This is a genomic window from Burkholderia seminalis (assembly GCF_001718535.1).
Lineage (GTDB): Bacteria > Pseudomonadota > Gammaproteobacteria > Burkholderiales > Burkholderiaceae > Burkholderia > Burkholderia seminalis.
Genome location: NZ_CP013400.1, coordinates 874056 through 898034 on the forward strand (window position 1 = coordinate 874056; position 23979 = coordinate 898034).

Annotated in this window: 18 protein-coding genes, 1 tRNA gene and 1 pseudogene; 13 read left to right on the top strand and 7 right to left on the bottom strand. The window is 66.2% G+C overall.

The features are described from left to right. The first annotated feature begins 268 nt into the window (after positions 1-268). The 4 genes from WJ12_RS24770 (at position 269) to folE2 (ending at position 4393) form a co-directional block, all read left to right on the top strand. The gene (locus WJ12_RS24770; RefSeq protein ID WP_034185738.1) at positions 269-562 is read left to right on the top strand and encodes an exodeoxyribonuclease VII small subunit; all 294 of its coding nucleotides are present in this window, start codon (positions 269-271) and stop codon (positions 560-562) included. Further along, a complete protein-coding gene (locus tag WJ12_RS24775; RefSeq protein WP_034185739.1) occupies positions 559-1443 on the top strand; it encodes a polyprenyl synthetase family protein in 885 nt (294 codons plus the stop codon). The genes WJ12_RS24770 and WJ12_RS24775 overlap by 4 nt, the downstream gene beginning before the upstream one ends. 81 nt (positions 1444-1524) lie before the next feature. Beyond that, positions 1525-3429, top strand: coding sequence for a 1-deoxy-D-xylulose-5-phosphate synthase (dxs, locus tag WJ12_RS24780; protein ID WP_034185740.1), 1905 nt, complete (start codon positions 1525-1527; stop codon positions 3427-3429). 154 nt (positions 3430-3583) lie between these two features. Further along, positions 3584-4393, top strand: a complete 810-nt coding sequence (gene folE2 / locus WJ12_RS24785) for a GTP cyclohydrolase FolE2 (RefSeq protein WP_011355803.1) — start codon at positions 3584-3586, stop codon at positions 4391-4393. 88 nt (positions 4394-4481) lie between these two features. On the opposite strand, the gene tsaD is transcribed toward folE2, so the two are convergent. Beyond that, positions 4482-5522, bottom strand: coding sequence for a tRNA (adenosine(37)-N6)-threonylcarbamoyltransferase complex transferase subunit TsaD (gene tsaD / locus WJ12_RS24790; RefSeq protein ID WP_034185741.1), 1041 nt, complete (start codon positions 5520-5522; stop codon positions 4482-4484). Positions 5523-5650: 128 nt separating this feature from the next. Here tsaD and WJ12_RS24795 point away from each other — a divergent pair, with 128 nt between their 5' ends. The 6 genes from WJ12_RS24795 (at position 5651) to WJ12_RS24820 (ending at position 12486) form a co-directional block, all read left to right on the top strand. Next, entirely contained in the window at positions 5651-6871 is a 1221-nt protein-coding gene (locus WJ12_RS24795; protein WP_059558409.1) for a BaiN/RdsA family NAD(P)/FAD-dependent oxidoreductase, read from the top strand. 105 nt (positions 6872-6976) lie between these two features. Then, positions 6977-7189, top strand: a complete 213-nt coding sequence (gene rpsU, locus WJ12_RS24800; protein WP_006479415.1) for a 30S ribosomal protein S21 — start codon at positions 6977-6979, stop codon at positions 7187-7189. Positions 7190-7383: 194 nt separating this feature from the next. Further along, complete coding sequence (locus tag WJ12_RS24805) at positions 7384-7830, top strand: GatB/YqeY domain-containing protein (protein ID WP_006479409.1); 447 nt, start codon at positions 7384-7386, stop codon at positions 7828-7830. Positions 7831-7900: 70 nt separating this feature from the next. Next, positions 7901-9772, top strand: coding sequence for a DNA primase (dnaG, locus tag WJ12_RS24810; RefSeq protein WP_034185743.1), 1872 nt, complete (start codon positions 7901-7903; stop codon positions 9770-9772). Positions 9773-9860: 88 nt separating this feature from the next. Further along, positions 9861-12281, top strand: coding sequence for an RNA polymerase sigma factor RpoD (gene rpoD / locus WJ12_RS24815; protein WP_080287699.1), 2421 nt, complete (start codon positions 9861-9863; stop codon positions 12279-12281). 129 nt (positions 12282-12410) lie between these two features. Next, positions 12411-12486: transfer RNA gene (locus WJ12_RS24820), tRNA-Ile, on the top strand. 273 nt (positions 12487-12759) lie between these two features. Here WJ12_RS24820 and WJ12_RS24825 read toward each other — a convergent pair. The 5 genes from WJ12_RS24825 to WJ12_RS24845 all read right to left on the bottom strand — a co-directional run bounded on the left by WJ12_RS24825 (position 12760) and on the right by WJ12_RS24845 (position 20603). Then, positions 12760-14934 carry a TonB-dependent siderophore receptor gene (locus WJ12_RS24825; RefSeq protein ID WP_059558408.1) on the bottom strand — a complete coding sequence of 725 codons (2175 nt, stop codon included), beginning with the start codon at positions 14932-14934 and terminating at the stop codon, positions 12760-12762. Positions 14935-15114: 180 nt separating this feature from the next. Further along, positions 15115-17139, bottom strand: coding sequence for a Fe(3+)-hydroxamate ABC transporter permease FhuB (gene fhuB, locus WJ12_RS24830; RefSeq protein ID WP_226103891.1), 2025 nt, complete (start codon positions 17137-17139; stop codon positions 15115-15117). Then, entirely contained in the window at positions 17132-18106 is a 975-nt protein-coding gene (locus WJ12_RS24835; RefSeq protein WP_059558406.1) for an ABC transporter substrate-binding protein, read from the bottom strand. The genes fhuB and WJ12_RS24835 overlap by 8 nt, the downstream gene beginning before the upstream one ends. Next, positions 18103-18933 (bottom strand): ABC transporter ATP-binding protein, encoded by an 831-nt coding sequence (locus tag WJ12_RS24840; protein ID WP_069245913.1) that lies wholly within the window; start codon positions 18931-18933, stop codon positions 18103-18105. The genes WJ12_RS24835 and WJ12_RS24840 overlap by 4 nt, the downstream gene beginning before the upstream one ends. Next, the gene (locus WJ12_RS24845; RefSeq protein WP_059558403.1) at positions 18930-20603 is read right to left on the bottom strand and encodes a cyclic peptide export ABC transporter; all 1674 of its coding nucleotides are present in this window, start codon (positions 20601-20603) and stop codon (positions 18930-18932) included. The genes WJ12_RS24840 and WJ12_RS24845 overlap by 4 nt, the downstream gene beginning before the upstream one ends. A gap of 220 nt (positions 20604-20823) precedes the next feature. Between WJ12_RS24845 and WJ12_RS24850 the strand changes: the two genes are divergently transcribed. Both WJ12_RS24850 and WJ12_RS24855 read left to right on the top strand, forming a co-directional pair. After that, a complete protein-coding gene (locus WJ12_RS24850) occupies positions 20824-21609 on the top strand; it encodes an AraC family transcriptional regulator (protein ID WP_034185749.1) in 786 nt (261 codons plus the stop codon). A 202-nt stretch (positions 21610-21811) separates the two neighbouring features. Next, positions 21812-23362, top strand: a complete 1551-nt coding sequence (locus tag WJ12_RS24855; protein ID WP_059558401.1) for a phospholipase D family protein — start codon at positions 21812-21814, stop codon at positions 23360-23362. A 7-nt stretch (positions 23363-23369) separates the two neighbouring features. On the opposite strand, the pseudogene WJ12_RS24860 reads toward WJ12_RS24855, so the two are convergent. Next, positions 23370-23783 (bottom strand): annotated as a pseudogene (locus WJ12_RS24860) (MocR-like pyridoxine biosynthesis transcription factor PdxR); the annotation flags it as partial. Between WJ12_RS24860 and WJ12_RS24865 the strand changes: the two are divergent. Further along, positions 23760-23939, top strand: a complete 180-nt coding sequence (locus WJ12_RS24865) for a hypothetical protein (protein WP_059558398.1) — start codon at positions 23760-23762, stop codon at positions 23937-23939. The pseudogene WJ12_RS24860 and the gene WJ12_RS24865 sit on opposite strands and share 24 nt — an antisense overlap. Positions 23940-23979: the final 40 nt, after the last annotated feature.

Consider the following 23979-nt stretch of genomic DNA (forward strand, 5'->3'; position numbering starts at 1 on the left):
CCACTCCCGGTGTTAGCGTGAAAGCAGTGAACAACCCAACCATCGAAAAATCGATTTAGGGAAACGGGGAATTATACCCGGTTCGCCTCGCAAGGCTAGGATTAAGTGCCTGATTTGTGTCAATTTTTTGTCGGGCGACCCGCGGGAGGCGCACAATGTGCGTCGGAGATGGGGCCGGAATATGTACCGGGGTGCCCACGACGGCAGGTCGGAAAATTCTCTTTTGCCGTAGAATGTCCGACTTGTTTTGAAATTTGACACCTCGTCCATGGCGAAAACCGCATCCCCAGGCGCCACGCCGCCCGGCAATGGCACCGAACCGTTGCCGGACAATTACGAGATGGCGCTCGCGGAACTCGAGACGCTGGTTGCCCGGATGGAAGGCGGCGCGTTGAGCCTCGAGGATTCACTGACGGCATACCGCCGCGGTGCGGCCCTCGTTGCGTTTTGCCAACAGCAGCTCGAGAAAGTGGAGCAGCAGGTTCGCGTGCTCGACGGCGCGACGCTGAAGCCGCTTTCGTCCGGAACGGCCGCCACGGACGGCGAAGACGACGATCTATGACATTCGAACAATGGATGCGGTCCGTGCTTGACCGTGTCGAGAACGCACTCGGCCACTATCTGCCCGCCGATACCGCGATGCCCGCGAAACTTCACGAGGCGATGCGCTACGCGGTCCTCGGTGGCGGCAAGCGGGTTCGTCCGCTGCTGTGCCATGCAGCAGGCGAACTGACCGGCGCGACGGAAGCGGCACGCAATGCGGCGGCGGCGGCGCTGGAGATGATCCACGTCTATTCGCTCGTGCACGACGACATGCCGTGCATGGACGACGATGCGTTGCGCCGCGGCAAGCCGACCGTGCACGTGCAGTACGACGAGCCGACGGCCCTGCTGGTCGGCGACGCGCTGCAGTCGCAGGCGTTCGTCGCGCTGACCGACGCCGAGGCGCTGTCGCCGGTGCAGCAGGCCGCGCTCGTGCGTGAACTGGCGCTTGCGAGCGGCTCGATCGGCATGGCGGGCGGGCAGGCGATCGACCTGGCGAGCGTCGGCCTCAAGCTGACGCGCGAACAGCTCGAAACGATGCACCGGATGAAGACCGGCGCACTGCTGCGCGCGGCCGTGCGGATGGGCGCGCTGGCCGGCGAGACGCCGTCGGCGGAAACGATGGCCGCGCTCGACGTCTATGCGGGGGCCGTGGGTCTGGCCTTCCAGGTCGTCGACGACATTCTCGACGTCACGACCGATTCGGCGACGCTCGGCAAGACGGCCGGCAAGGACGCGGCGAACGACAAGCCGACCTACGTATCGATCCTCGGCCTCGAGGCGTCGCGCGAGCTGGCAGCGCAGCTGCGCGCCGAAGCGCACGACGCGCTGAAACCGTTCGGCGCACGCGCACAGCGTCTCGCCGAACTTGCCGACCTGGTAGTGAACCGGGTCAGCTGACGCGAAAGCCCGCCGCCGCGCACACGCTACGGTGCGTGCAATAGAATGCGGGCGCGTTTGATTTCCTACAATGGAACGACGATGTACGACTTGCTGAAAACCATCGACGACCCGGCGGATTTGCGCCGCCTCGATCGTCGCCAACTGCAACCGCTCGCGGATGAACTGCGTGCGTTCGTGCTCGACAGCGTGTCGAAGACGGGCGGCCATTTGTCGTCCAACCTCGGGACGGTCGAGCTGACGATCGCGTTGCACTACGTGTTCAACACGCCGAACGATCGCATCGTCTGGGACGTGGGCCACCAGACCTACCCGCACAAGATCCTGACGGGCCGCCGCGACCAGATGCATTCGCTGCGTCAGCAGGACGGCATCTCGGGCTTCCCGCGCCGCAGCGAATCCGAATACGACACGTTCGGCACCGCGCACTCGAGCACGTCGATCTCGGCCGCGCTGGGCATGGCGATCGGCAGCCAGCTGAACGGCGACGACCGCTTCTCGATCGCGGTGATCGGCGACGGCGCGATGACGGCCGGCATGGCGTTCGAGGCGATGAACAACGCGGGCGTGTCGGAAGACGCGAAGGTGCTCGTGATCCTGAACGACAACGACATGTCGATCTCGCCGCCGGTCGGCGCGCTGAATCGTCATCTCGCCCGCCTGATGTCGGGCCGCTTCTATGCGGCCGCGCGTGCCGGTGTCGAGCGCGTGCTGAGCGTGGCGCCGCCGGTGCTCGAACTCGCGCGCAAGCTCGAGGAGCACGCGAAGGGCATGGTCGTGCCGGCCACGCTGTTCGAGGAGTTCGGCTTCAACTACATCGGCCCGATCGACGGTCACGATCTCGATTCGCTGATCCCGACGCTGCAGAACATCCGCGAACTGCGCGGCCCGCAGTTCCTGCACGTGGTGACGAAGAAAGGCCAGGGCTACAAGCTCGCCGAAGCCGATCCCGTGCTCTATCACGGTCCCGGCAAGTTCAACCCGGCCGAAGGCATCAAGCCGTCGACCACGCCCGCGAAGAAGACCTACACGCAGGTGTTCGGCGAATGGCTGTGCGATGAAGCCGAGCGCGATACGCGCGTCGTCGGCATCACGCCCGCGATGCGCGAAGGCTCGGGCATGGTCGAGTTCGAGAAGCGTTTCAAGGATCGCTATTACGACGTCGGCATCGCCGAGCAGCACGCGGTGACGTTCGCGGGCGGCCTCGCAACCGAAGGGCTGAAGCCGGTCGTCGCGATCTATTCGACGTTCCTGCAACGGGCATACGACCAGCTGATTCACGACGTCGCGCTGCAGAACCTGCCGGTCGTGTTCGCGATCGACCGCGCGGGCCTCGTCGGCGCGGACGGCGCGACGCACGCGGGTGCGTACGATCTCGCGTTCATGCGCTGCATCCCGAACATGACGATCATGGCGGCATCCGACGAGAACGAATGCCGCCAGATGCTGCACACGGCGCTGCAGCAGCCGAACCCGACCGCGGTGCGTTATCCGCGCGGCGCGGGCACCGGGGTGGCGACGGTGAAGGAATTCACCGAGATCCCGGTCGGCAAGGGCGAAGTGCGTCGCCGCACGTCGCAGCCGGAAGGCAAGCGCGTCGCGATCCTCGCATTCGGCACGATGGTCGCACCGTCGCTGGCGGCGGGCGAGGAGCTCGACGCAACGGTCGCGAACATGCGCTTCGTGAAGCCGGTCGACGCGGCGCTCGTGCGCGAGCTCGCCGAAACGCACGACTACCTCGTCACGGTCGAGGAAGGTTGCGTGATGGGTGGCGCGGGCTCGGCCTGCGTGGAAGCCCTGATGGAGAGTGGGGTTATCCGACCCGTACTACAATTGGGCCTCCCTGACCTGTTCATCGATCACGGCGATCCCGCGAAGCTGCTGTCGCAATGCGGCCTCGACGGCGCGGGCATCGCGAAATCGATTCGCGAACGCTTTCTGAGCCCGGCGGCCGATGTCGCCGGTCAGGCGAAGCGCGTCGCATAAGCTGGCGCCGCCCGTGGGCGGTGCCGGTGCGACTGGCGCAACCGGTCTTCATTGATGCGGAAAACATGGGCCTGCGGGCCCATGTTGCTTTTCCGGCTGCCGCATGACGCGGCGTGCGCGTCGTCGGACGCGCGGCTTACAAGGATTGAACAAGATGAACCAGATGAATCCCGCCTTCGTGATGCCCGACGTGCAGAGCACGGTGGATACCCGTCAGATCCCGATTCAGCGCGTGGGCGTGAAGGCGGTCCGGCATCCGTTGACGGTGTGCACCGAAAGCGGCGACGTGCAGCCGACCGTCGGTGTCTGGAACCTCGACGTCCGCCTGCCTGCCGACCAGAAAGGCACGCACATGTCGCGCTTCGTCGCGCTGCTCGAAGAGAACCGCGCGCCGCTGACGGTCGAGCGTTTCCGCGCGATGCTCGCGTCGATGCTCGAGAAGCTCGAAGCCGAAGCCGGCCGCATCGAGGTCACGTTCCCGTACTTCGTGAACAAGACGGCGCCGGTGTCGGGCGTGCAGAGCCTGCTCGACTACGAAGTGACGCTCGCGGGCGAAAGCCGCAACGGCGACACGCGCCTGTTCCTGAAGGTGCTCGTGCCGGTGACGAGCCTGTGCCCGTGCTCGAAGAAGATCTCGCAGTACGGCGCGCACAACCAGCGCTCGCATGTGACGATCGATGCGGAGCTTGCAGCCGACCTGCCGGTCGAGGCGCTGATCCGTATCGCGGAAGAAGAGGCATCGTGCGAACTGTGGGGCCTGTTGAAGCGTCCGGACGAGAAGTTCGTCACCGAGCGCGCCTACGAGAATCCGAAGTTCGTCGAGGATCTCGTGCGCGACGTCGCGCAGCGTCTCGATGCGGACGAGCGCGTGGCCGCCTACGTGCTCGAGGCCGAGAACTTCGAGTCGATCCACAATCACAGCGCGTACGCGCTGATCGAGCGCGACAAGCGTCAGGCTGCATGACGCCGCGTCTTTTTGTCGCGCCATGAAGAAGGCCGCTCGAACGAGCGGCCTTTTTGTTGTCTTGCGTGCGGTGTCGCGTTGCGGGGAGTCAGCGGGCGAGCGACGCGAGATCCCAGCGCGGCTTCACCGTGAATGCGTAGTCTGCATTCGCCTGCTCGGGCCAGCGGCCGAGCCGCAGTGCGCCCGCAAGCGCGATCATCGCGCCGTTGTCGGTGCAGAGCGCGAGATCGGGGTAGTGCACGTCGAAGCCGCGCTTGGCCGCGGCGGCCGACAATGCCGCACGCAACTGGCGGTTCGCGCCGACGCCGCCCGCGACCACGAGGCGCTTGAGTCGGGTCTGCTTCAGCGCGGCGAGCGACTTCGCAACGAGCACGTCGACGGCCGCGTCGACGAAGCCGCGCGCAAGATCGGCTTTCGCGCGCTCGAGTGCTTCGCCTTCCAGCTTCGCCGCCTCGAATTTCTTCATCTGCGTGAGCACGGCCGTCTTCAGGCCGCTGAAGCTGAAGTCGAGATCGCCCGAATGCAGCATCGGGCGCGGCAGCACGACCGCGCCCGGCGTGCCCGTCTCGGCGAGCTTCGACACTTCCGGGCCGCCCGGGTAGCCGAGGCCGATCAGCTTCGCCGTCTTGTCGAACGCTTCGCCGGCCGCGTCGTCGAGCGTTTCGCCGAGCGTCTCGTACACGCCGACGTCGGTCACGCGCATCAGCTGCGTGTGGCCGCCGGATACCAGCAGCGCGATGAACGGAAACGGCGGCGGCGCGTCGACGAGCAGCGGCGACAGCAGGTGGCCTTCGAGGTGATGGATGCCGACGGTCGGCTTGTTCCATGCGAGGGCGAGCGCATTCGCGATGCTCGCGCCGACCAGCAGCGCGCCGGCGAGGCCGGGGCCCTGCGTGAACGCGATCGCGTCGATGTCGTCGCGGCGCGTGCCGCTTTGCGCCATCACTTCCTCGAGCAGCGGCAGCGCGCGGCGGATGTGGTCGCGCGACGCGAGCTCGGGCACGACGCCGCCGTAGTCGCGGTGCATCGCGATCTGCGAATGGAGCGCGTGTGCGAGCAGGCCGCGCTGCGTGTCGTAGAGCGCGAGGCCGGTTTCGTCGCAGGAGCTTTCGATGCCGAGAACGAGCATGGGTGCGGGCAGGGCGCGGTGTCGGGCGCGCCGCGGGAAGGTCAACGTAACCGGAAAGTATAGCAGGCGAGGGCCGGCCGGCGCAGGCGGCGGCCCGGGCCCGATGCCGGGCAGGTACAATCCGCGCCATGGAAACCTATGACATCGCCGTGATCGGCGCGGGCGCCGCCGGGATGATGAGCGCCGCGGTCGCCGGGCAGCTCGGCCGCCGCGTCGTGCTGATCGATCACGCGCCGCGGCTCGCCGAGAAGATCCGCATCTCGGGCGGCGGCCGCTGCAACTTCACGAACCTGTACGCCGGCCCCGACAACTATCTGTCGTCGAATCCGCATTTCGCGCGCTCGGCGCTGGCGCGCTATACGCCGCGCGACTTCCTCGGGCTGCTCAAGCGCCATCACGTGACCTGGCACGAAAAGCACAAGGGCCAGCTCTTCTGCGACCACGGCAGCGACGCGATCATCGACGTGCTGAAGCACGAGTGCGACGCGGGCGGCATCGCGTGGCGCCGGCCCGTCGTCGTCGATGCGGTGCGCCACGCGCCGGCCGACGGCTTCGTGCTCGACACGCAGCAGGCCGGCGCGATCGGTGCGCGCGCCCTGATCGTCGCGACGGGCGGCCTGTCGATTCCGAAGATCGGCGCGACCGACTTCGGCTACCGGCTGGCGAAGCAGTTCGGCCACAAGCTCGTCGATACGCGGCCCGCGCTCGTGCCGCTGACGTTCGCGCCGCAGGACTGGGAGCCGTTCGCGGCGCTGTCGGGCGTGTCGCTCGAGGTACGCGTGTCGACCGGCGACAGGAAGCGCGGCGGCGAATTCGTCGAGGATCTGCTGCTGACCCATCGCGGCCTGTCCGGGCCCGGCATCCTGCAGATCTCGAGCTACTGGCAGCCCGGCGACCCGATCCGCGTCGACCTGCTGCCGCAGCGCGACTCGGTGGCCGACCTGCTCGACGCGAAGCGCACGTCGAAGCGCCAGATCGGTTCGTTGCTCGCCGACTGGGTGCCGTCGCGTCTCGCCCATGCGTGGCTCGATACGCATCGCGTCGCGGCCGACGCGCGGCTCGCGGACCTGCCCGACCGGACGCTGCGCCAGATCGGCGAGGCGCTGTCCGGCTGGACGCTGACGCCGAACGGCACCGAGGGCTACAAGAAGGCCGAAGTGACGAAGGGCGGGGTCGATACGCGCGAGCTGTCGTCGGCGACGATGATGAGCGCGCGCGTGCCGGGGCTCTATTTCGTCGGCGAGGCGGTGGACGTGACGGGCTGGCTCGGCGGCTACAACTTCCAGTGGGCATGGGCGTCCGGCACGGCGGCCGGGCAAGCGGCGGCGGAGTATTCGCGCGCCGCCTGACGGGCCGCGGCGGCCCGTTCAAGCGGGACCAGGCCCCGTGCCTTTAGGCAATCGCTCTGCTATACTCGGTAGTCTTTCCCTGCAAACCTTTATTCGTGTCGGATCATGACGATCATTCGCGTTAAAGAGAACGAGCCGTTCGAAGTTGCAATGCGTCGCTTCAAGCGCACGATCGAGAAGAATGGTCTGCTGACCGAGCTTCGCGCGCGCGAGTTTTACGAGAAGCCGACCGCGGAGCGCAAGCGCAAGAAGGCCGCTGCGGTGAAGCGTCATTACAAGCGGATTCGCAGCCAGACGCTGCCGAAGAAGCTGTACTGAACGATTGGGCGCCGCGCGGTTCGCTGAGCGGCGCACCGGCGACTCCGTGCGATCGGGTGCGATCGCACAGCCGATCAGGCGGCGAGTCGCCGATGCCGGATTCGAGCAACCCGCTTGAGACACTGTCCCAAGCGGGTTTTTGTGTTGACGCCCGTTCACGGGCGTCGGATTCACGTTTCCATCCCGGGTGAAAGATGAGTTTGAAAGAGCAGATCAGCGAAGACATGAAGGCCGCGATGCGCGCGAAGGAAAGCGAGCGCCTGGCGACGATTCGCCTGCTGATGGCCGCGATCAAGCAGCGTGAGGTCGATGATCGCGTGACGCTCGACGACGCGGGCATCACGGCCGTGATCGACAAGATGATCAAGCAGCGCAAGGATTCGATCAGCCAGTTCCAGGCCGCCGGCCGCGACGACCTCGTCGCGAAGGAGCAGGCCGAGCTGACCGTGCTGGGCGGTTACATGCCCGCGCAACTGTCGGACGCCGAAGTGGCGGCCGAAGTCCAGGCGGCGGTCGCGCAAACAGGCGCAGCCGGTCCGCAGGACATGGGCAAGGTGATGGGCGTGCTGAAAGGCAAGCTCGCCGGTCGTGCCGACATGACGGCCGTTTCCGCGCAGGTCAAGGCCGCGCTCACGAAGTAAAACCCGTTCCCGGCGCGCCCAGCGATGCGTGCGCCGGGCGTCGTATTGTCTTTTTTCGTTCGATCCCACGGTGATTCCGCATTCGTTCCTGCAGGACTTGCTGAACCGCGTCGATATCGTCGACGTGGTGGGTCGGTACGTGCAGCTCAAGAAGGGCGGCGCCAACTTCATGGGGTTGTGCCCGTTCCATAACGAGAAGAGCCCGTCGTTTACCGTCAGCCCGACCAAGCAGTTCTATCACTGCTTCGGTTGCGGCGCGCACGGCACGGCAATCGGCTTCCTGATGGAGCACGCGGGGCTCACGTTCCCGGAAGCCGTGCAGGAACTCGCGCAGTCCGTCGGGCTGACCGTGCCGCACGAGCCGTCGATGCGCGGCGGAGGCGGGGGCGGTGGCGGCGACTATCCGGCGCCGGTGTCGAAATCGGTCGCGACCGCGCTGTCCGATGCGATGACGGCCGCGTGCGACTACTACCGCAAGCAGTTGCGCGGTGCGACCGTCGCGATCCAGTACCTGAAGAACCGGGGCCTGACCGGCGAGATCGCCGCGCGTTTCGGCCTCGGCTACGCGCCGGACGGCTGGCAGAACCTCGAAGCCGCGTTCCCGGACTATCGCGACGAGTCGCTCGTCGAGTCGGGGCTCGTGATCGTCAGCGAGAAGACCGACGCGCAGGGCGTCGCGCGCCGCTACGACCGGTTCCGCGAGCGGATCATGTTCCCGATCCGCAACGTGAAGGGACAGGTGATCGGCTTCGGCGGCCGCGTGCTCGGCAGCGGCGAACCGAAATACCTGAACTCCCCCGAAACGCCGCTGTTCAACAAGGGCAGCGAACTGTACGGGTTGTTCGAGGCGCGGCTCGCGATTCGCGAGCGCAAGTACGTGCTGGTCGTCGAAGGCTACATGGACGTCGTCGCGCTCGCGCAGCTCGGGTTCCCGAACGCGGTCGCGACGCTCGGCACCGCGTGCACGCCGATTCACGTGCAGAAGCTGCTGCGCCAGACCGACACGGTCATTTTCAGTTTCGACGGCGATTCGGCCGGGCGGCGGGCGGCGCGGCGCGCGCTCGAGGCCTGCCTGCCGCATGCGGGCGACAACCGCACGATCCGGTTCCTTTTTCTGCCGACCGAGCACGATCCGGACAGCTATGTGCGCGAGTTCGGCGCCGAAGCGTTCTCCGAGCAGGTCGAGCGCGCGATGCCGCTGTCACAATTTCTGTTGAACGAAGCAATTTCGGGCAAGGCGCTCGATCAGCCGGAAGGCCGCGCGAAGGCGCTGTTCGATGCGAAGCCGCTGCTGCAGGCGCTGCCCGCGAACGCATTGCGCGCGCAGATCATGCACATGTTCGCGGACCGCCTCGATATTCCGTTCGAAGAGGTCGCGGCGCTGTCCGACGTCGATACGCGGATCGCGGCGCCGCCGCGCCAGGCGCCCGCGCGCAGCGAGCGGCGCCGCGTGACGGACAGCGAAAAGCGCGCACTGCGCACGCTGGTGATGCATCCGCGCATCGCGTCGCAGCTCGACGACGAGCAGATTGCGACCCTGCGCACCTTGCCGCGCATCGGCGAGCTGTTCGCGGAAGTCGTCGACCATGCGCGCGCGCTGGGCGACGGCGCGGAGTTCCGGTTGCTGTCGGATGTCCTGCGGACGTCCTCGAACGGGGCGACTTACGAGGAAATCTTCCGCGAAATTCTGGACTATGATGAAAACGTCCGCGATTTGCTGTTACAGAATCCGGCAGACGAGACGGTGCCCGAGCGGCAGCGTGAACAGGAACGGATCGCGGGGGAGGAGCTGCAGGCGGCGGTGCTCAAGATGCGTTATGACGCCTGCTGCGACCGGCTTGACCGGCTGGCGCGGCAATCCACCTTCACACCCGAGGAGTTGGCCGAATTGACGGAATTGAACCAGCAGCGAACCGACATGAAACGTCGGCTCGGGCTGTAGGCGGCCGGGGCGCTTAGAGAGGGCTCCCCAGCGTGCTATAATATAAGGTTTCCAGCGGTTTGTTTTCTAAGCAGAGGCGAGATTCGCGATGGCAAAGACGACAGGCGGAAAGAAAGCAACAGGCAAGGGCTCGACGGAGCCGACCAAGAAGGTCACAGCGGCCAAGTCTGCTTCTTCCTCCAGGACAACGTCTTCAGCCACGTCAGCCCCAGCAGGAAAGAAAACCGCGGCCGGCACTGCTCAGGCTGCGCCGGCACCGGCAGCCAGAACACGGGCTGCCGCGAGACCCGACTCCGGGCCGGCCAAGCCGGCGGCGAAGCGGGCAAGTGCGAAAAGCGCAAGGGACACGACTGCCGACGCGGACGAAACGGCAGTACGTACTACTCATGCACCCACGGTTCAACCGGCTGTCGTCCAGCAGCCGCGAGTCGATATAGCCGGTACGGCGAACTCCATGACCAAAAAGCTGAACGAAGTATCCGTCGAAGACGACGCAAATCAGAGCGACGAGCAGCCCGCCGCAGCCGCGGCTGCTCCGGGCAAATCCAAGGTGCGCGATCGTCGCGCCAAGGAAAAGGCGCTGCTGAAGGAAGCGTTCGCGACGAGCACGCCGGGCACGGCCGAGGAGCTCGAAGAGCGCCGCGTGAAACTGCGCGCGCTGATCAAGCTCGGCAAGGAGCGCGGCTTCCTGACGTACGCCGAAATCAACGACCACCTGCCGGACAACTTCACCGAGACCGAAGCCCTCGAAGGCATCATCGGCACGTTCAACGACATGGGCGTGGCGGTTTACGAGCAGGCGCCGGACGCGGAAACGCTGCTCCTGAACGACAACGCACCCGCTGCGTCGTCGGACGATGAAGTCGAGGAGGAAGCGGAAGTCGCGCTGTCCACCGTCGATTCGGAATTCGGCCGCACGACCGATCCGGTCCGGATGTACATGCGCGAAATGGGCACGGTCGAGCTGCTCACGCGCGAAGGCGAAATCGAGATCGCGAAGCGGATCGAGGACGGCCTGCGCCACATGGTGATGGCCATCTCCGCGTGCCCGACGACGATCGCCGACATCCTCGCGATGGCCGAACGCGTCGCGAACGAAGAGATTCGCGTCGACGAACTCGTCGACGGCCTGCTCGATCCGAATGCGTCGGACTCCGCCGATACCGACGGTTTCTCCGCGAAGGAAGCCGAAGCGATCGAGAACGAGGACGAGGAAGCCGAAGAGGAAGAGGAAGAAGAGGAAGAGGAGGAAGACGACGGTGCCGCGCAGGCATCGGCGAACGCCGCCCAGCTCGAAGCCCTCAAGCGCGCATCGCTCGAGAAGTTCTCGCAGATCAGCGAGTGGTTCGACAAGATGCGCCGCGCGTTCGAAAAGGAAGGCTACAAGTCGAAGGCCTACCTGAAGGCGCAGGAAACGATCCAGACCGAACTGATGACGATCCGCTTCACCGCGCGTACCGTCGAGCGCCTGTGCGACACGCTGCGTGCGCAGGTGGACGAAGTGCGTCAGGTCGAACGTCAGATCCTGCACATCGTCGTCGACAAGTGCGGCATGCCGCGCTCGGAATTCATCGCACGCTTCCCGGGCAACGAGACCGATCTCGACTGGGCCGAGAAGATCACCGCCGAAGGCCATTCGTACAGCGCGGTGCTGTCGCGTAACGTCCCGGCGATCCGCGAACAGCAGCAGCGCCTGCTCGACCTGCAGGCGCGTGTCGTGCTGCCGCTGAAGGACCTGAAGGAAACCAACCGCCAGATGGCGGCCGGCGAACTGAAGGCGCGCCAGGCGAAGCGCGAAATGACCGAGGCGAACCTGCGTCTCGTGATCTCGATCGCGAAGAAGTACACGAACCGCGGCCTGCAGTTCCTGGACCTGATCCAGGAAGGCAACATCGGCCTGATGAAGGCGGTGGACAAGTTCGAATACCGTCGTGGCTACAAGTTCTCGACCTACGCGACGTGGTGGATCCGTCAGGCCATCACGCGTTCGATCGCGGACCAGGCGCGCACGATCCGTATTCCGGTTCACATGATCGAAACGATCAACAAGATGAACCGCATCTCGCGGCAGATCCTGCAGGAAACCGGTCTCGAGCCGGATCCGGCAACGCTCGCCGAGAAGATGGAGATGCCGGAAGACAAGATCCGCAAGATCATGAAGATCGCGAAGGAGCCGATCTCGATGGAAACGCCGATCGGCGACGACGACGATTCCCATCTCGGCGACTTCATCGAGGACAACAACACGGTCGCGCCGGCGGATGCAGCGCTGCATGCCAGCATGCGCGACGTCGTGAAGGATGTGCTCGATTCGCTGACGCCGCGCGAGGCGAAGGTGCTGCGGATGCGTTTCGGTATCGAGATGAGCACCGACCACACGCTCGAGGAAGTCGGCAAGCAGTTCGACGTCACCCGCGAGCGGATCCGTCAGATCGAGGCCAAGGCGCTGCGCAAGCTGCGTCACCCGAGCCGTTCCGACAAGCTGAAGTCGTTCCTCGAAGGGAACTGATTTCCAGCGTCTCTCCTGCGAACGCCGCCGGCATCCGCGTGATGCCGGTGGCGTTTGTCTCCTTTGTTGTTACAATGCCGGCCCGGCTTCGTTGCCGGGGTCGCGTGTAGCACGCGTCGTCATTCACCAGGGCTTGTAGCTCAGCGGTTAGAGCAGTCGACTCATAATCGATTGGTCGCGGGTTCGAACCCCGCCGGGCCCACCAGATTCGCTTCCAACGTTGTCCGAGGAAGTCTCGAAACCCGCGATGCCATAAGGCTTCGCGGGTTTTTTGTTTCCTGCGGTGTCCAGGGGATTCCATGGACAGTGACAGGGCAAGCGAGGGCGGCCGGTGGACTTTTCCCGTTATCTGTTGCCCCCGGACCTGTGCAGCTTCGCGAATCGCCGTGCGTTCGGTGCGGCCATGCTCGGCGCCCGAGCGACGGCTATCGGACGATAGAGCCGTCCGTGGCGCAACGGATTGGCCCCGAGGCGGCGCCTAGAAATCCGAGCGCACCGTCAACATCACGTTGCGCGCGTCGCCGAATACGCTGTAATAGGTGCTGGGCGGACGAATGTAGTACCTGCGATTGAACACGTTATTCAATTGCAGCGACGCCGTCACGTGCTTGTTGAAACGATATCCCGCTTGTGCGTCGAAAACCGCATAGCCGCCCTGTTCGACGCCACGCGAAATACGCGTTTGCGCGAGCATGCCGCCCCCGATCGAGAATCCGCGTAACGGGCCTTGCGAGAGCGTATATCGGGTCCACAGCTTGAACAGATGCTTCGGATCCGTGCCGTCGGTGAGATCGGGCGAGTCGTTCTCGTAGTGGGCGTTCAGATACGTGTAGCCAGCATAGAGATTCCAGTCCGGCGTCGGCTGGCCGGTGAGTTCGAGTTCGATACCCTGATTGCGTGCCTTGCCTGCGGATACGTAATAGAACTGATGGGCAGGATCGGCAACGGCGCGGTTGTCGTCGTTGATGCGGAACAGCGCGGCGTTCGCATTCAGGCGGCCGTCGAGCAGGCTGCTTTTCATGCCCACTTCATACTGCTCTCCCGAGCGCGGCGGCAGGCCCGGCCCCGAGTACGTGCCTTGCGTTTGCGCATCGAGGAAACGCGCATAGTTGGCATAGGCCGTCAGCGACGGCACGATGTCCCACAGCAAGCCGGCGGACGGCAGGAAGCGATGATTGACCTGCGCGTTGGTCGTCCAGTCCGCGACGCTCGGCAACGTCGACTGCGTGCGGTCTTGCAGGAACGCCTCGCGGCCGCCGAGCACGAGCGTCAACGGCGCGGCGAGCTTGATGCGCGCCTGCGCATAGACGCCGTATTGCACGGTGCGGTGATTGGTGCCGAACGTGTACGGTACGTCCACGGCGGGTACCGCATTGGGATCGTAGAGACTGTAGGCGCCCCCGTACGGGCCGCTCAACGCGCGGTAACCCGACTGCGCGCCCGAGGTCATCACCGCGTAGTTCGCGCCGATGGTCAGCGTGTGCGTTTGCCCCCAGAGGCGGACCGGGCCGGACACATTGGTGTCCGCGCCGAACCAGTCGTAGCTCGTGCGCTGCCGCTGGTCTCCGAAACGCGCGAGGCCGTTTGCGGTCGCGCCGGGGCCGGAGTACGCGTAGTAGGCCTTGGAGAGTTCGTGGCGGTAGAACAGCGTGGTCGAGGATTGCCACGCGCTTTCGAACCGATGCACGAGGTTGGCGTTGACCTCTTGCAACGAGGTGTACGCGTAGTTCCAGCTTGGGCTGAAGTTCCGCGTATATTCGCTCGGCACGCGCCCGGTGAGCGCGGTACGCGTGCTGTTCAGCACGCCGCCCGCACCGTAATCGATGCCGGAAATCGGCGAGACCTGATAGCCGCCCGAGAGCGACAGCGTCGTGCGCGGCGTGAGGTCCCAATCGAGCGCGCCGTAGGCCATCGCCTCCTTGCTGCGCGTGCGCTCGATGGATTGCGGACCGGTGCTGCCCACGAGAACGGCACGTCCGCGCAGCGTGCCGTCCTTGTTCAGCGGCCCGGTGACGTCGATCATCTGGCGCACGCTGCCGAACGAATCGACCTGTGTTTCCGTGGCGAGGTGGAACTGATCCTGAGGGCGCTTGCGCACGAGATTGACGACGCCGCCCGGCTCGCCCATGCCATCGATCGAGCCTGCCGGGCCGCGCAGGATTTCGACGCGGTCGTACATCGCCAGATCGAATTGCAACTGGTACTGCAGGCCGCTCAGTGTCGGGACCCCGTCGAATTCAATGCCGAGCTGCGAGCCGCGCGCGCGGAAGTACGCGGTACCGTCGCCGTAGTCGATCGAACTGACGCCGGTCACGGAGCGCAACGCCTGCTGGATGGTCGTGACGTTCTGGTCGTCCATCCGCTCGCGCGTGAGCACCGAGACCGAGTTTGGCGTCTCCTTGATCGATTGCGCGACTTTTCCGCCGATGGTGGCCCACTTCGCAGCGTAGCTGCCGCTGCCTTCGGTGGTCGCATCGGCGTCCCTTGTGCCCACCACCGTCAAGGCGGGCAGCATGTCGCCGGCCGGGGCCGGCGTGCCTTGCGCGTGCGCCCACGAGGAGGCGAGGCACAGCGCCGAAAAGGCGAGCGGGGCACCGCTGCATCGTCCCGTCGTCGCGCGCCGTGCGCGCGGGTGGTCTATTCTCGTTGTCATGGTTGATCATCCCGATGTTGAAAAATGTCGAACTGCTTCCTCCCGCCAGCGGCGGGTTGAAAAATGGGGGGGACGATCGTTATCGACGGGCATCTGAGAGCCTCGTCTATCTGTAAATCAATGCACTACTGAATAACTTCCGGACCGACATCGTGGTCGATCCCGCGACCCGTGACGCAATTACCGCCGCAACCCGCGCAGCATCACGAGCGCGACGAGCCACGGTCCGCCGAGCAGCGTGGCGACGAGGCCGGTCGCGATTTCCTGCGGAAAAGCGATCTGCCGCCCGAGCCAGTCCGCCGTCACCATCAGCAGCGCGCCGAGCGTTGCGGCCAGATAAAGCTGCGGCACGGGGCGGCGCGCACCGGAAAACCGAGCGATATGCGGCGCGATCAGCCCGACGAACGACAACGGCCCGACAATCACGGTAGCCGCCGCCGTTGACATGGCCGCCAGCAGCAGCAACGCGAAGCGCGCGCGACCCACGGGCACGCCGACGCTCGCCGCGACGTCGGTGCCGAGCGCAAGAGCAGCGAGCCAGCGTCCGGTCAGCGGTGCAACGGCGAGCGTCAGGAGCGCCAGTGCCGCGACGCTCCAGGCGATGTCGGGCGCGACGTAGTAGGTGGATCCGATCAGCAGATCGACGAGCACGCCCGCGCGCGGATCGCCGCTTGACATCAGCGCGCCGACTACCGCGTTGAACAGCGCACTGATCGACAGCCCGACGAGCAGCAGGCGCTCGGGCGCGAATCGCGCGCGCCGTCCGAACCAGACGAGCAGCACCAACGTCGCGAACGTGCCGGCCACGCACCCTGCCACCAGTGCGGCGGGAACAAGGTGGTGACTGAGAAACAGTACGGCAACCATGCCGAACATGCCGCCGGAACCCACGCCGAGCACGTCGGGACTTGCCATCGGATTTGCGCTCATGCGTTGCAGCAGTGTTCCCGCGACGGCGAGCAGAGCGCCCGCCGCCAGCGCCGCGACGAGGTGGGGTACGCGCCAGAACAGCAGGCTTTCGATTTGCGTGAGCGTGGCGACGCTCGCGCCGGCGGGGCCGCGAGAGACCGCCAGCGACAGCACGCATGCGAGCGGTAGCAGCATGACCCACGCCAGCGCCATCGCGCGAGGCGCGCGACGCTCATGCCGGGGGGCTGCTGCAGTATGCGCATCGGGCCGCGTGCGCAAACGCGGCAGCAACCCGACGAGCAGCGGCACGCCCACGATCGCGGTCGCGCTTCCGGTCGCGATCACGTGCGCGGAAAACATGTCGGCCCGCGCGGCCGTGCGCACGATTTCATCGGTGAGCCACAGCAGCGCCGCGCCGGTGAGCGGTGACCACACGAGCCGCGCGCGCAATTGCCGCGCGCCGGCCAGGCGGGCCAGCAACGGCGCGGCCAGGCCGATGAAGCCGATGACGCCCACTTCGGCGACCACGAACGCCGTGAGCGCGACCGCGACGAACAACGCGGCGCCGCGCACCCATCCGACCGCGACACCAAGATGGCGCGCCGTCGTGTCGCCTGCGTCGAACAGACTCAGCGGACGATAGAGCAGTGCGGCGGCACCCGCGCAGGCGGCGAGCTGCATGCCCAGATGCAGCGTCGGTTGCCAGCCGTTCTGGTCGAGCGCGCCGCCGCCCCAGATCTGCAAGCCTGCAAGCCGGTCGAAATGCACCACCGAGATCGCGAGACTGATCGCGCCGCAGTACAGGTTCACGACCATGCCGCCGAGGATCACGCCGAGCGGCGACATACGTTGCGCCCATGCCAGCGCGAACACGACGAGCATCGCGGCCGCGCCGCCCGCCAGCGCCAGCGTGCTTCGACCCATGGCCAACCAGCCGGGCATCCAGATCGTCGCGACAGACAGCGTGAGATACGCGCCGGGGAACACCCCGAGCGTCATGGGTTCCGCGAGCGGATTGCGCAGCACCTGTTGCATCAGCGCGCCCGCGAGACCGAGTGCGGCGCCGCACAGCAGGGTCATCGCGACGCGCGGCAGCAGGCTGTAGTGGACGAGCAGGGCCCCCACGTCCTGCGTGTCCGCGGTGGCCGCGAGCGCGCGCCACAAGGATGCGCTCGCCAGCGCGCGATGCACGTCCGTGGCGGTGAGGCACGCGGCGAGTACGGCCATGGCGCCGACCAGCGCCAGGCGCCGATCGCTTGTCCGCGCGATGCGTCCGGCCAGCACGAGATTACGCAAGGCCGCCTCCGCCTTGCTCCAGTGTGGCCAGTGCGATCGAGACGGCCGCGGCGAAGCGGTGCATCGACACGAGTCCGCCGAAGGCCGCGATCACCGGCAGGACTGCGACGCGTTTCTCGCGCACGGCAGGCAGCGCACGCCACAACGGGCTCTCGTTCAGCGCGGCACGCACGGCGGCGCGCAGCGGACCGATCAGCAGGATGTCCGCGTGCGGGACATCGAACAGGCGTTCCAGCGAGACGGCGGCCGAACCGGTGACGGAGGTGCGCCACGGCGTGGCGACCGTTCGGCTCGCCGCGTCGCGAGGATGGGCGGCATTGTCGACACCGATGCGCGCGAGCACGTCGTCGAACAGGCTACCCGTGCCATAGACGCGAAAATGTCGCTCGTCGAGTGCTTCGGCGACGATCACGGCTCGCGCCGGGTGAGCCCCGGTGTTCGCGATCCGGGTGGCCACCGACGCGAATTCTCGTTGCGCGGCGACGATCAGCTCGGTGGCGCGTAGCGGCGCATCGATCGCTCGCCCCATCGCGGATGTTTCGTCGCAGAGCACCTCGAGAGGCCGTGCAGCGCTCATGTATGTGCCGAGCGTGAGCGTCGGCGCGATGCGTCGCAGCGGCGTCATCAACGCGGCATGCGCCGGCGTGACGATGATGAGATCCGGCGCGAGCGCGAGCAGCACCTCGAAATTCGGCTGATAGAGCAGGCCGACATCGGCGACGCCGGGCGGCAACGGCGGCGTCACGATGCCGCTTGCATACCAGTCGGGCAATGGAATGCCGACGGGCGCGCGCCCGAGTGCGAGCAGCGTTTCCGTGAGTTCCCAGTTGAGCACCACGATGCGATGCGGGAACCGCGTGACCGCGGCAGCGACGCATGGCGCGGAGAACCATGGGCCTGAGCCGGCGAGCGCGGTGAGCGCGACGAGCAGTTGCCGGCGGCGCGGATTCGCAACGAGCAGGTTCATGCCGGAAACCCCAGGCGCCGCCCGCTGACCGGATCGGCACTCACGCGCATCGGCACGCCGTAGATCGATTCGAGGTGCACCGGGTTCATGATGTCGGCGGCGCGCTCGCGCATCAGCAGACGGCCCTCGCGCAGCGCCACGATACGGTCGCAGAACCGCGCGGCCATGTTCACGTCGTGCAGAACGACGACGGCGCTCATCGCCCTCGTCGCGCAGAGCGTGCGCACGAGTTCGAGCACGGAGAGCTGATGGTTGAGATCGAGCGCCGACGTCGGTTCGTCGAGCAGCATGCAGCGGCAGTCCTGTGCGACCAGCATCGCCAGCCATGCACGCTGACGCTCGCCGCCCGACAGGACGTCGACGGGACGATCGGCGTGACGGAGCACATCCGCTGCACGCATCGCGCGCTCGACGTGCGCGGCGTCTTCTTCCCCGAAGCGACCGAGTGCGCCATGCCACGGATAACGCCCGAGGGCGACCAGTTCGTGCACGGTCATACCGTCGGTGGGCGGCGTCTGCTGCGGTAAATACGCGACCTGACGCGCGAACTGGCGTGCGCCCCAGCCGGCGAGCGGCTTGCCCGCGTAGCGAATCGTGCCGGCAGTGGGGGCGAGCTGACGAGCGAGCAATTTGACGAGCGTGGATTTGCCCGAACCGTTGTGCCCGACCAGTCCGGTCACGCATGCGGGTTCGAGCGCGAGATCGATCGATTGCAGCAGGGGACGGCCGCTGGCGACGTACGACACGCGTTCGAGCGAGAACGTCGCGGCAGGGCCAGTGTTGCCGCATGCGGAGTGGGCTGCTTCGTCGCGCACGATTGGGCTCATGCCGCGCTCGCCATGTCGTTGCCGCCCGTATGCCGCGCATGGTCCGCGCCGGCGGTAATCGCGGCGATTCGCCCGTTCTCGAGCTTGACGAGCCGGTCGGCAAGATCGAAGTAGCGATCGTCGTGCGTGATGACCAGCACGGTCTTGCCGTTCGCCTTCAGCGCGGGCAACAGCGTGCGATAGAACACGTCCTTGAAGGCCGGGTCCTGATCGGCCGCCCATTCGTCGAAGACATAGAACGGTCGATCCTCCAGGAATGCGACCAGCAGCGCGAGGCGTTTGCGCTGACCTTGCGAAAGGGCGAGCGTGGAGAACGTGCCGCGCTCGATGCGCACCTTGTGGTCGAGTTGCAGCGCGACGAGCAACGTACGTGCCATCCCTTCGCGTTCGCCGGTCAGGCCGAGCAGCGAATCGAACAGATGGAAATCGCTGAAGACCACCGAAAAACGCTGTCGATACGCGGCGCGCGTCGCGTCGTCCACGGCGACGCCGTCGACGAGCAGACGGCCGCGCTCGGGCGCGTAAAGGCCGACGAGCAGCTTCGCGAGCGTGGTCTTGCCGCTGCCGTTGCCGCCGACGAGATACACGAGTTCCCCCGCGTCGAAGGTCAGATCGATGGGCCCGAGCGTGAACAGGCCATCGTCGCTTTCGCGCACATAACGATGTTCGACACCCTCGAACACGATGCGCGAGAATCCCTCGGCCGGGGCCGGTGCGGCGGCGGAATCGGCGTGATTGCCTGGTTCGGCAGGCAGCGCCGCCTCGAGCTCGCCGATGCGCTCGAACGCAACGCGTGCCGAGTTGAGCGACGGCAGCGCCGCGAGCAGCCCTTCGACCGGCATGATCAGATAGAGGAACACGAGCGCGTAGCCCGACATGACGTGCGCGTCGGCGCCGAACAGATGCGCGAGCACGAAAGTCGTCAGGCCGACGAAGCCGAACAGCAGCAAATTTCCCCAGCTTGCCGCGAGCGCGTGCAGCACATAACCGCGCGTGCGCTGCACGCGCACCGCCTCCACGTGCGGTGCGAGCTCGCTACCGACGAACGCGTTCGCACGCGCGCGATGCAGCTTGAGTTCCTTGGCGCCGTCGAACAACGCGCGAAACCGGTTCAGCAGCTTGTCCTCGCGGTCGCGCGATGCGCGCAGATGACGCAGCGCGCGGGTGCTCACCAGCTGCGTGCCGAGCGTGCCTGCCCCGAGCACGCCCAATGCGACCGCGAGGATCGGCAGCGACAGCATGCCGAGGTACGCGAGACACCCGACGATCACGGCGCCCTGCATCGCCATGGAGGGCAGGCTCACGAAGAACACGACGATGCTGTCGAGATCCTGGGTCAGCGCGCCCATCGCGCGGGCCGCGCCGCAGCGCTCCAGATCGCGGAACGACGCGGCGGTAATGCGGCCGATCGTCTGCATGCGCAGTTGCGCCTTGACGCGTTGACCGAGATACATGAATAGCGCCTGCGAGCCGATGCGCGTCACGAGTACCAGCGCGGCGAGCAGCACGAAGCGCATGCCCAGGTGCATCAGTTGTGCGCCCGACGCTTGCAACGCCTGATTGATGAGGGCCACGAGCGCCGCGTTCGCGAAGCCGCTCGCGAGACTCGCGAGCAACGCGACCGGTAGCAGCCAGCGTGAGTAGCGGATCAATGAGGCAATCAGAGGCATAAGTGGCGGAAGGTTCGTGCGGACGTGCAGGCTGCACGTGTCGTGTCTCATACATGAGAATGAGACGTATTAAATATATCGGACGGGATTTGGCCGTGACCGTTGATGGATAAGGAGATTAATGCCTCAAGCCGTCGAAAGGTAGACACTCGATATCGATTTTTTGACAAAATTTGGTGAATTTGAAATATCATGGCTCACCTCCTTTCGACCGTCTCCGATGAAGGCCTTCCTGCTCAAGCGCTATCCGCTGGCGCGGGTGCCGCTGCCGCGCGAAGTGGCCGCCACCCTCGTGAATTACCGTCAAGGCGAACGCGTTGCCTGGCATCAGCATCGTCATGGCCAGCTCGTCTTTGCAGCCAAGGGCGTCGTCCGCGTGCTCACGCCGGCCCGCACATGGACACTCCCGCCGTCGCGGGCGGTGTGGCTGCCGTCGGACGTCGATCACGAACTGCACGCCGTGGGCGACACCGCGCTATGCAGCGTCTATGTGGAGCCCGAGGTGTTTCCGTGGTCCTGGGAAGAACCGGCGGTCATCGCCGTGTCGGTGTTGCTGCGGGAGCTCGCGCTCACGGTGGTCGACGGGGCGGATACTTATACGGCCACGAGCCGCGCCGGGCTGGCCGCGTCGTTGCTGATGAAAGTGCTCGCGGAAACGCCGAGCCTCGCCGAGCCTGGTGTGCCCTTGCCACGCGACGAACGCCTGCTCAAGCTGTGCGAGCACATGATGAACGACCCCGCGAGCGATCTCACGCTGGACTTCTGGGGCGAGCAATTCGGCGCCAGCGGCCGTACGCTCGCGCGCCGGCTGCATGCCGAGACGGGGCTGACGTTCGTGGCCTGGCGGCAGCAGATGCGTGTCGCGGAAGCGATCACGCGCCTCGCGCTCGGCCAGTCGGTTGCGCAGGTGGCGAAGGATCTCGGGTATCGCAGCGCGAGCGCATTCATCGTCATGTTCCGGCGAATCACCGGCGAATCGCCGCAGCGATATCTCGCGGCAGGTTGAGCGGCATGATTCGGACGGTCGGCGGTTCGGCGACATGACCGGCGGAAAACACGGAAATGGTGCAGTACCGATCGCAATCGAAGTATGCTGTGGCGCGGCACGGCCCGTGCGCGATACGCGTCGCGCAACGGACGGCCGACCCGCGCCGTGAGTCATCCGGCGACCAGAAAAACAGACTTCGCCGGGAGTGGGGACGGTCATCATGACCATGCTGCGTTCGTGGGGTGCGATTCTTTCGTTGCTGGCGCTCGTTGCGTGCGCCAGCCTTCCGCCGCAGGCCGATCGCGCGCCGACGCATGCGTTCACCGATACGGAACACACCCGCCTGGGCGCGGCGTTCCAGCAGCAGGCCAGCGCCCATCCCGGGCAGGATGCGTTCCATCTGCTGACCGATCCGGTCGATGCGCTGGATGCGCGCGTGCTGCTGGCCGACCGGGCCGACCGGTCGCTGGATCTTCAGTACTACATCTGGCACGACGACCTGACCGGACATGAACTGGCCGATGCGGTCATTCGCGCGGCCGATCGTGGCGTGCGCGTGCGCGCGCTGCTCGACGATCTCGGCACGAACGCGGACGACCGCAAGCTGCTCGAGATCAGTTCGCATCCGAACATCGAGATCCGGTTGTTCAATCCGGTGGCCACGCGCCGGTTCAAGAAGATCGGCACGGTGTTCGAGTTCGCGCGCGTCAACCGGCGCATGCACAACAAGGCGATGATCGCGGACAACCAGGTGGCGATCGTCGGTGGCCGCAATATCGGCGACGAGTACTTCGGCGCATCGTCGATGCTGGAGTTCGGCGATCTCGACGTCGTCGTCCACGGTCCGGCCGTGAAGGACATCTCGACCGAATTCGATACGTTCTGGAATTCTCCGTACGCGTATCCGATCGATGCGCTGGTCGGGCACGATGCGGCGCCGGGCGGGCTCGATCGCGAGCGCGAACGGCTGCGCGACTACCTGCGGGCGATGGAGGACAATCCGTACGTGCTCGAGGCCCGGCAGCGGCTCGACCAGATCGTGCATGGGCAGGGCACGGAACTGTCGTGGGGGCACGCGACGGTGCTGTACGACGATCCGTCGAAGATCGCGCATGCGCCGAAGGACGCCGACGGACACCTGATGCCGCAGCTGCGCGCGCTTGCATTGCAGCCTCGGCACGACCTGCTGATCGTGTCGCCGTATTTCGTGCCGGGCAAGGAGGCCGTCGAACGATTGCGGGCGCTTACGGCGCGCGGCGTGCGCGTGACGGTGCTGACCAACTCGCTTGCGTCGACCGACGTGGCGGCCGTGCATGCCGGCTATCGGCATTATCGAAGCGATCTGGTGAAGGCCGGCGTGCGGCTCTACGAGCGGCGGCCGTCGGGCGACAAGAGCATTTCGAAGCAGGTCATCATCGGCTCGTCGCGCGCGTCGCTGCACGCAAAGACTTACGTGTTCGATCACACGAGCATTTTCATCGGATCGATGAATCTCGATCCGCGCTCGTTGAACCTCAATACGGAGATCGGCGTTTACTGCGAGAGCCCGGCGATTGCGTCCCAGGTGGCGAACGATCTCGAAGCGCGACTCGACCGGATCGCGTGGCGTGTCGAGCCGGGCACCGATGCGGCCGGGCAGGGGCGGCTCAAGTGGATCCAGACCGATGCGGACGGGAAGGTCACCGAGATCGATCACGAGCCGGAGGTTTCAGCGGCGCGACGAATGGAAGTCTGGTTTCTGGGGTTGTTTCCGATCGAATCGCAACTGTGAGCGCCGCTCAGCGGCGCGGGCGGCCGAATCGTTCGATGACGGCCGCGAACTGCGTCGTCGCCGTTTCGATCGTCGCGTCGTCCAGCCCGGAATAGCCGAGCACGAAGCCGTTGTACGCGCGGCCCTCGCCGACGCGATAGCTGCTCAGCGGCTGCAGCAGCAGGCCATGCGCGGAGGCGGCGCGCGCGACTTCGGCGTCGTGCAGCGGCGCCGCGAGATCCGCCGACAGATGCATGCCGCCCGGGCTGTCACGCACGCTCAACACGGTGCCGAGGTGGCGCGCGAGGGCCGCCTCGAGGCGGCTGCGCCGGTCGGCATAACGCGACTTCATCGTGCGCAGATGCCGTGCAAAGAGGCCGGTGTCGATGAATTCGGTCATCGCGAGCTGATCGGCCGAATGACCGCGATGGACGAAGCGGCGGTGAAAATCAGCGATTCGCTGCCGTCCGACAAGGACGAGGATCTGGCGTTTGCGGTGTGGACCGGAATACTGCCGCTGAAGACGGCGCGCGGCACACCGGTGCATGCGGACGGCGGCGTGCCCGTGCCGGACTACGTGCGGAGCTGGGCCGATTGATCGGCGGATCGCCCGACGGCAGCGCGGCATTCGCGCTACC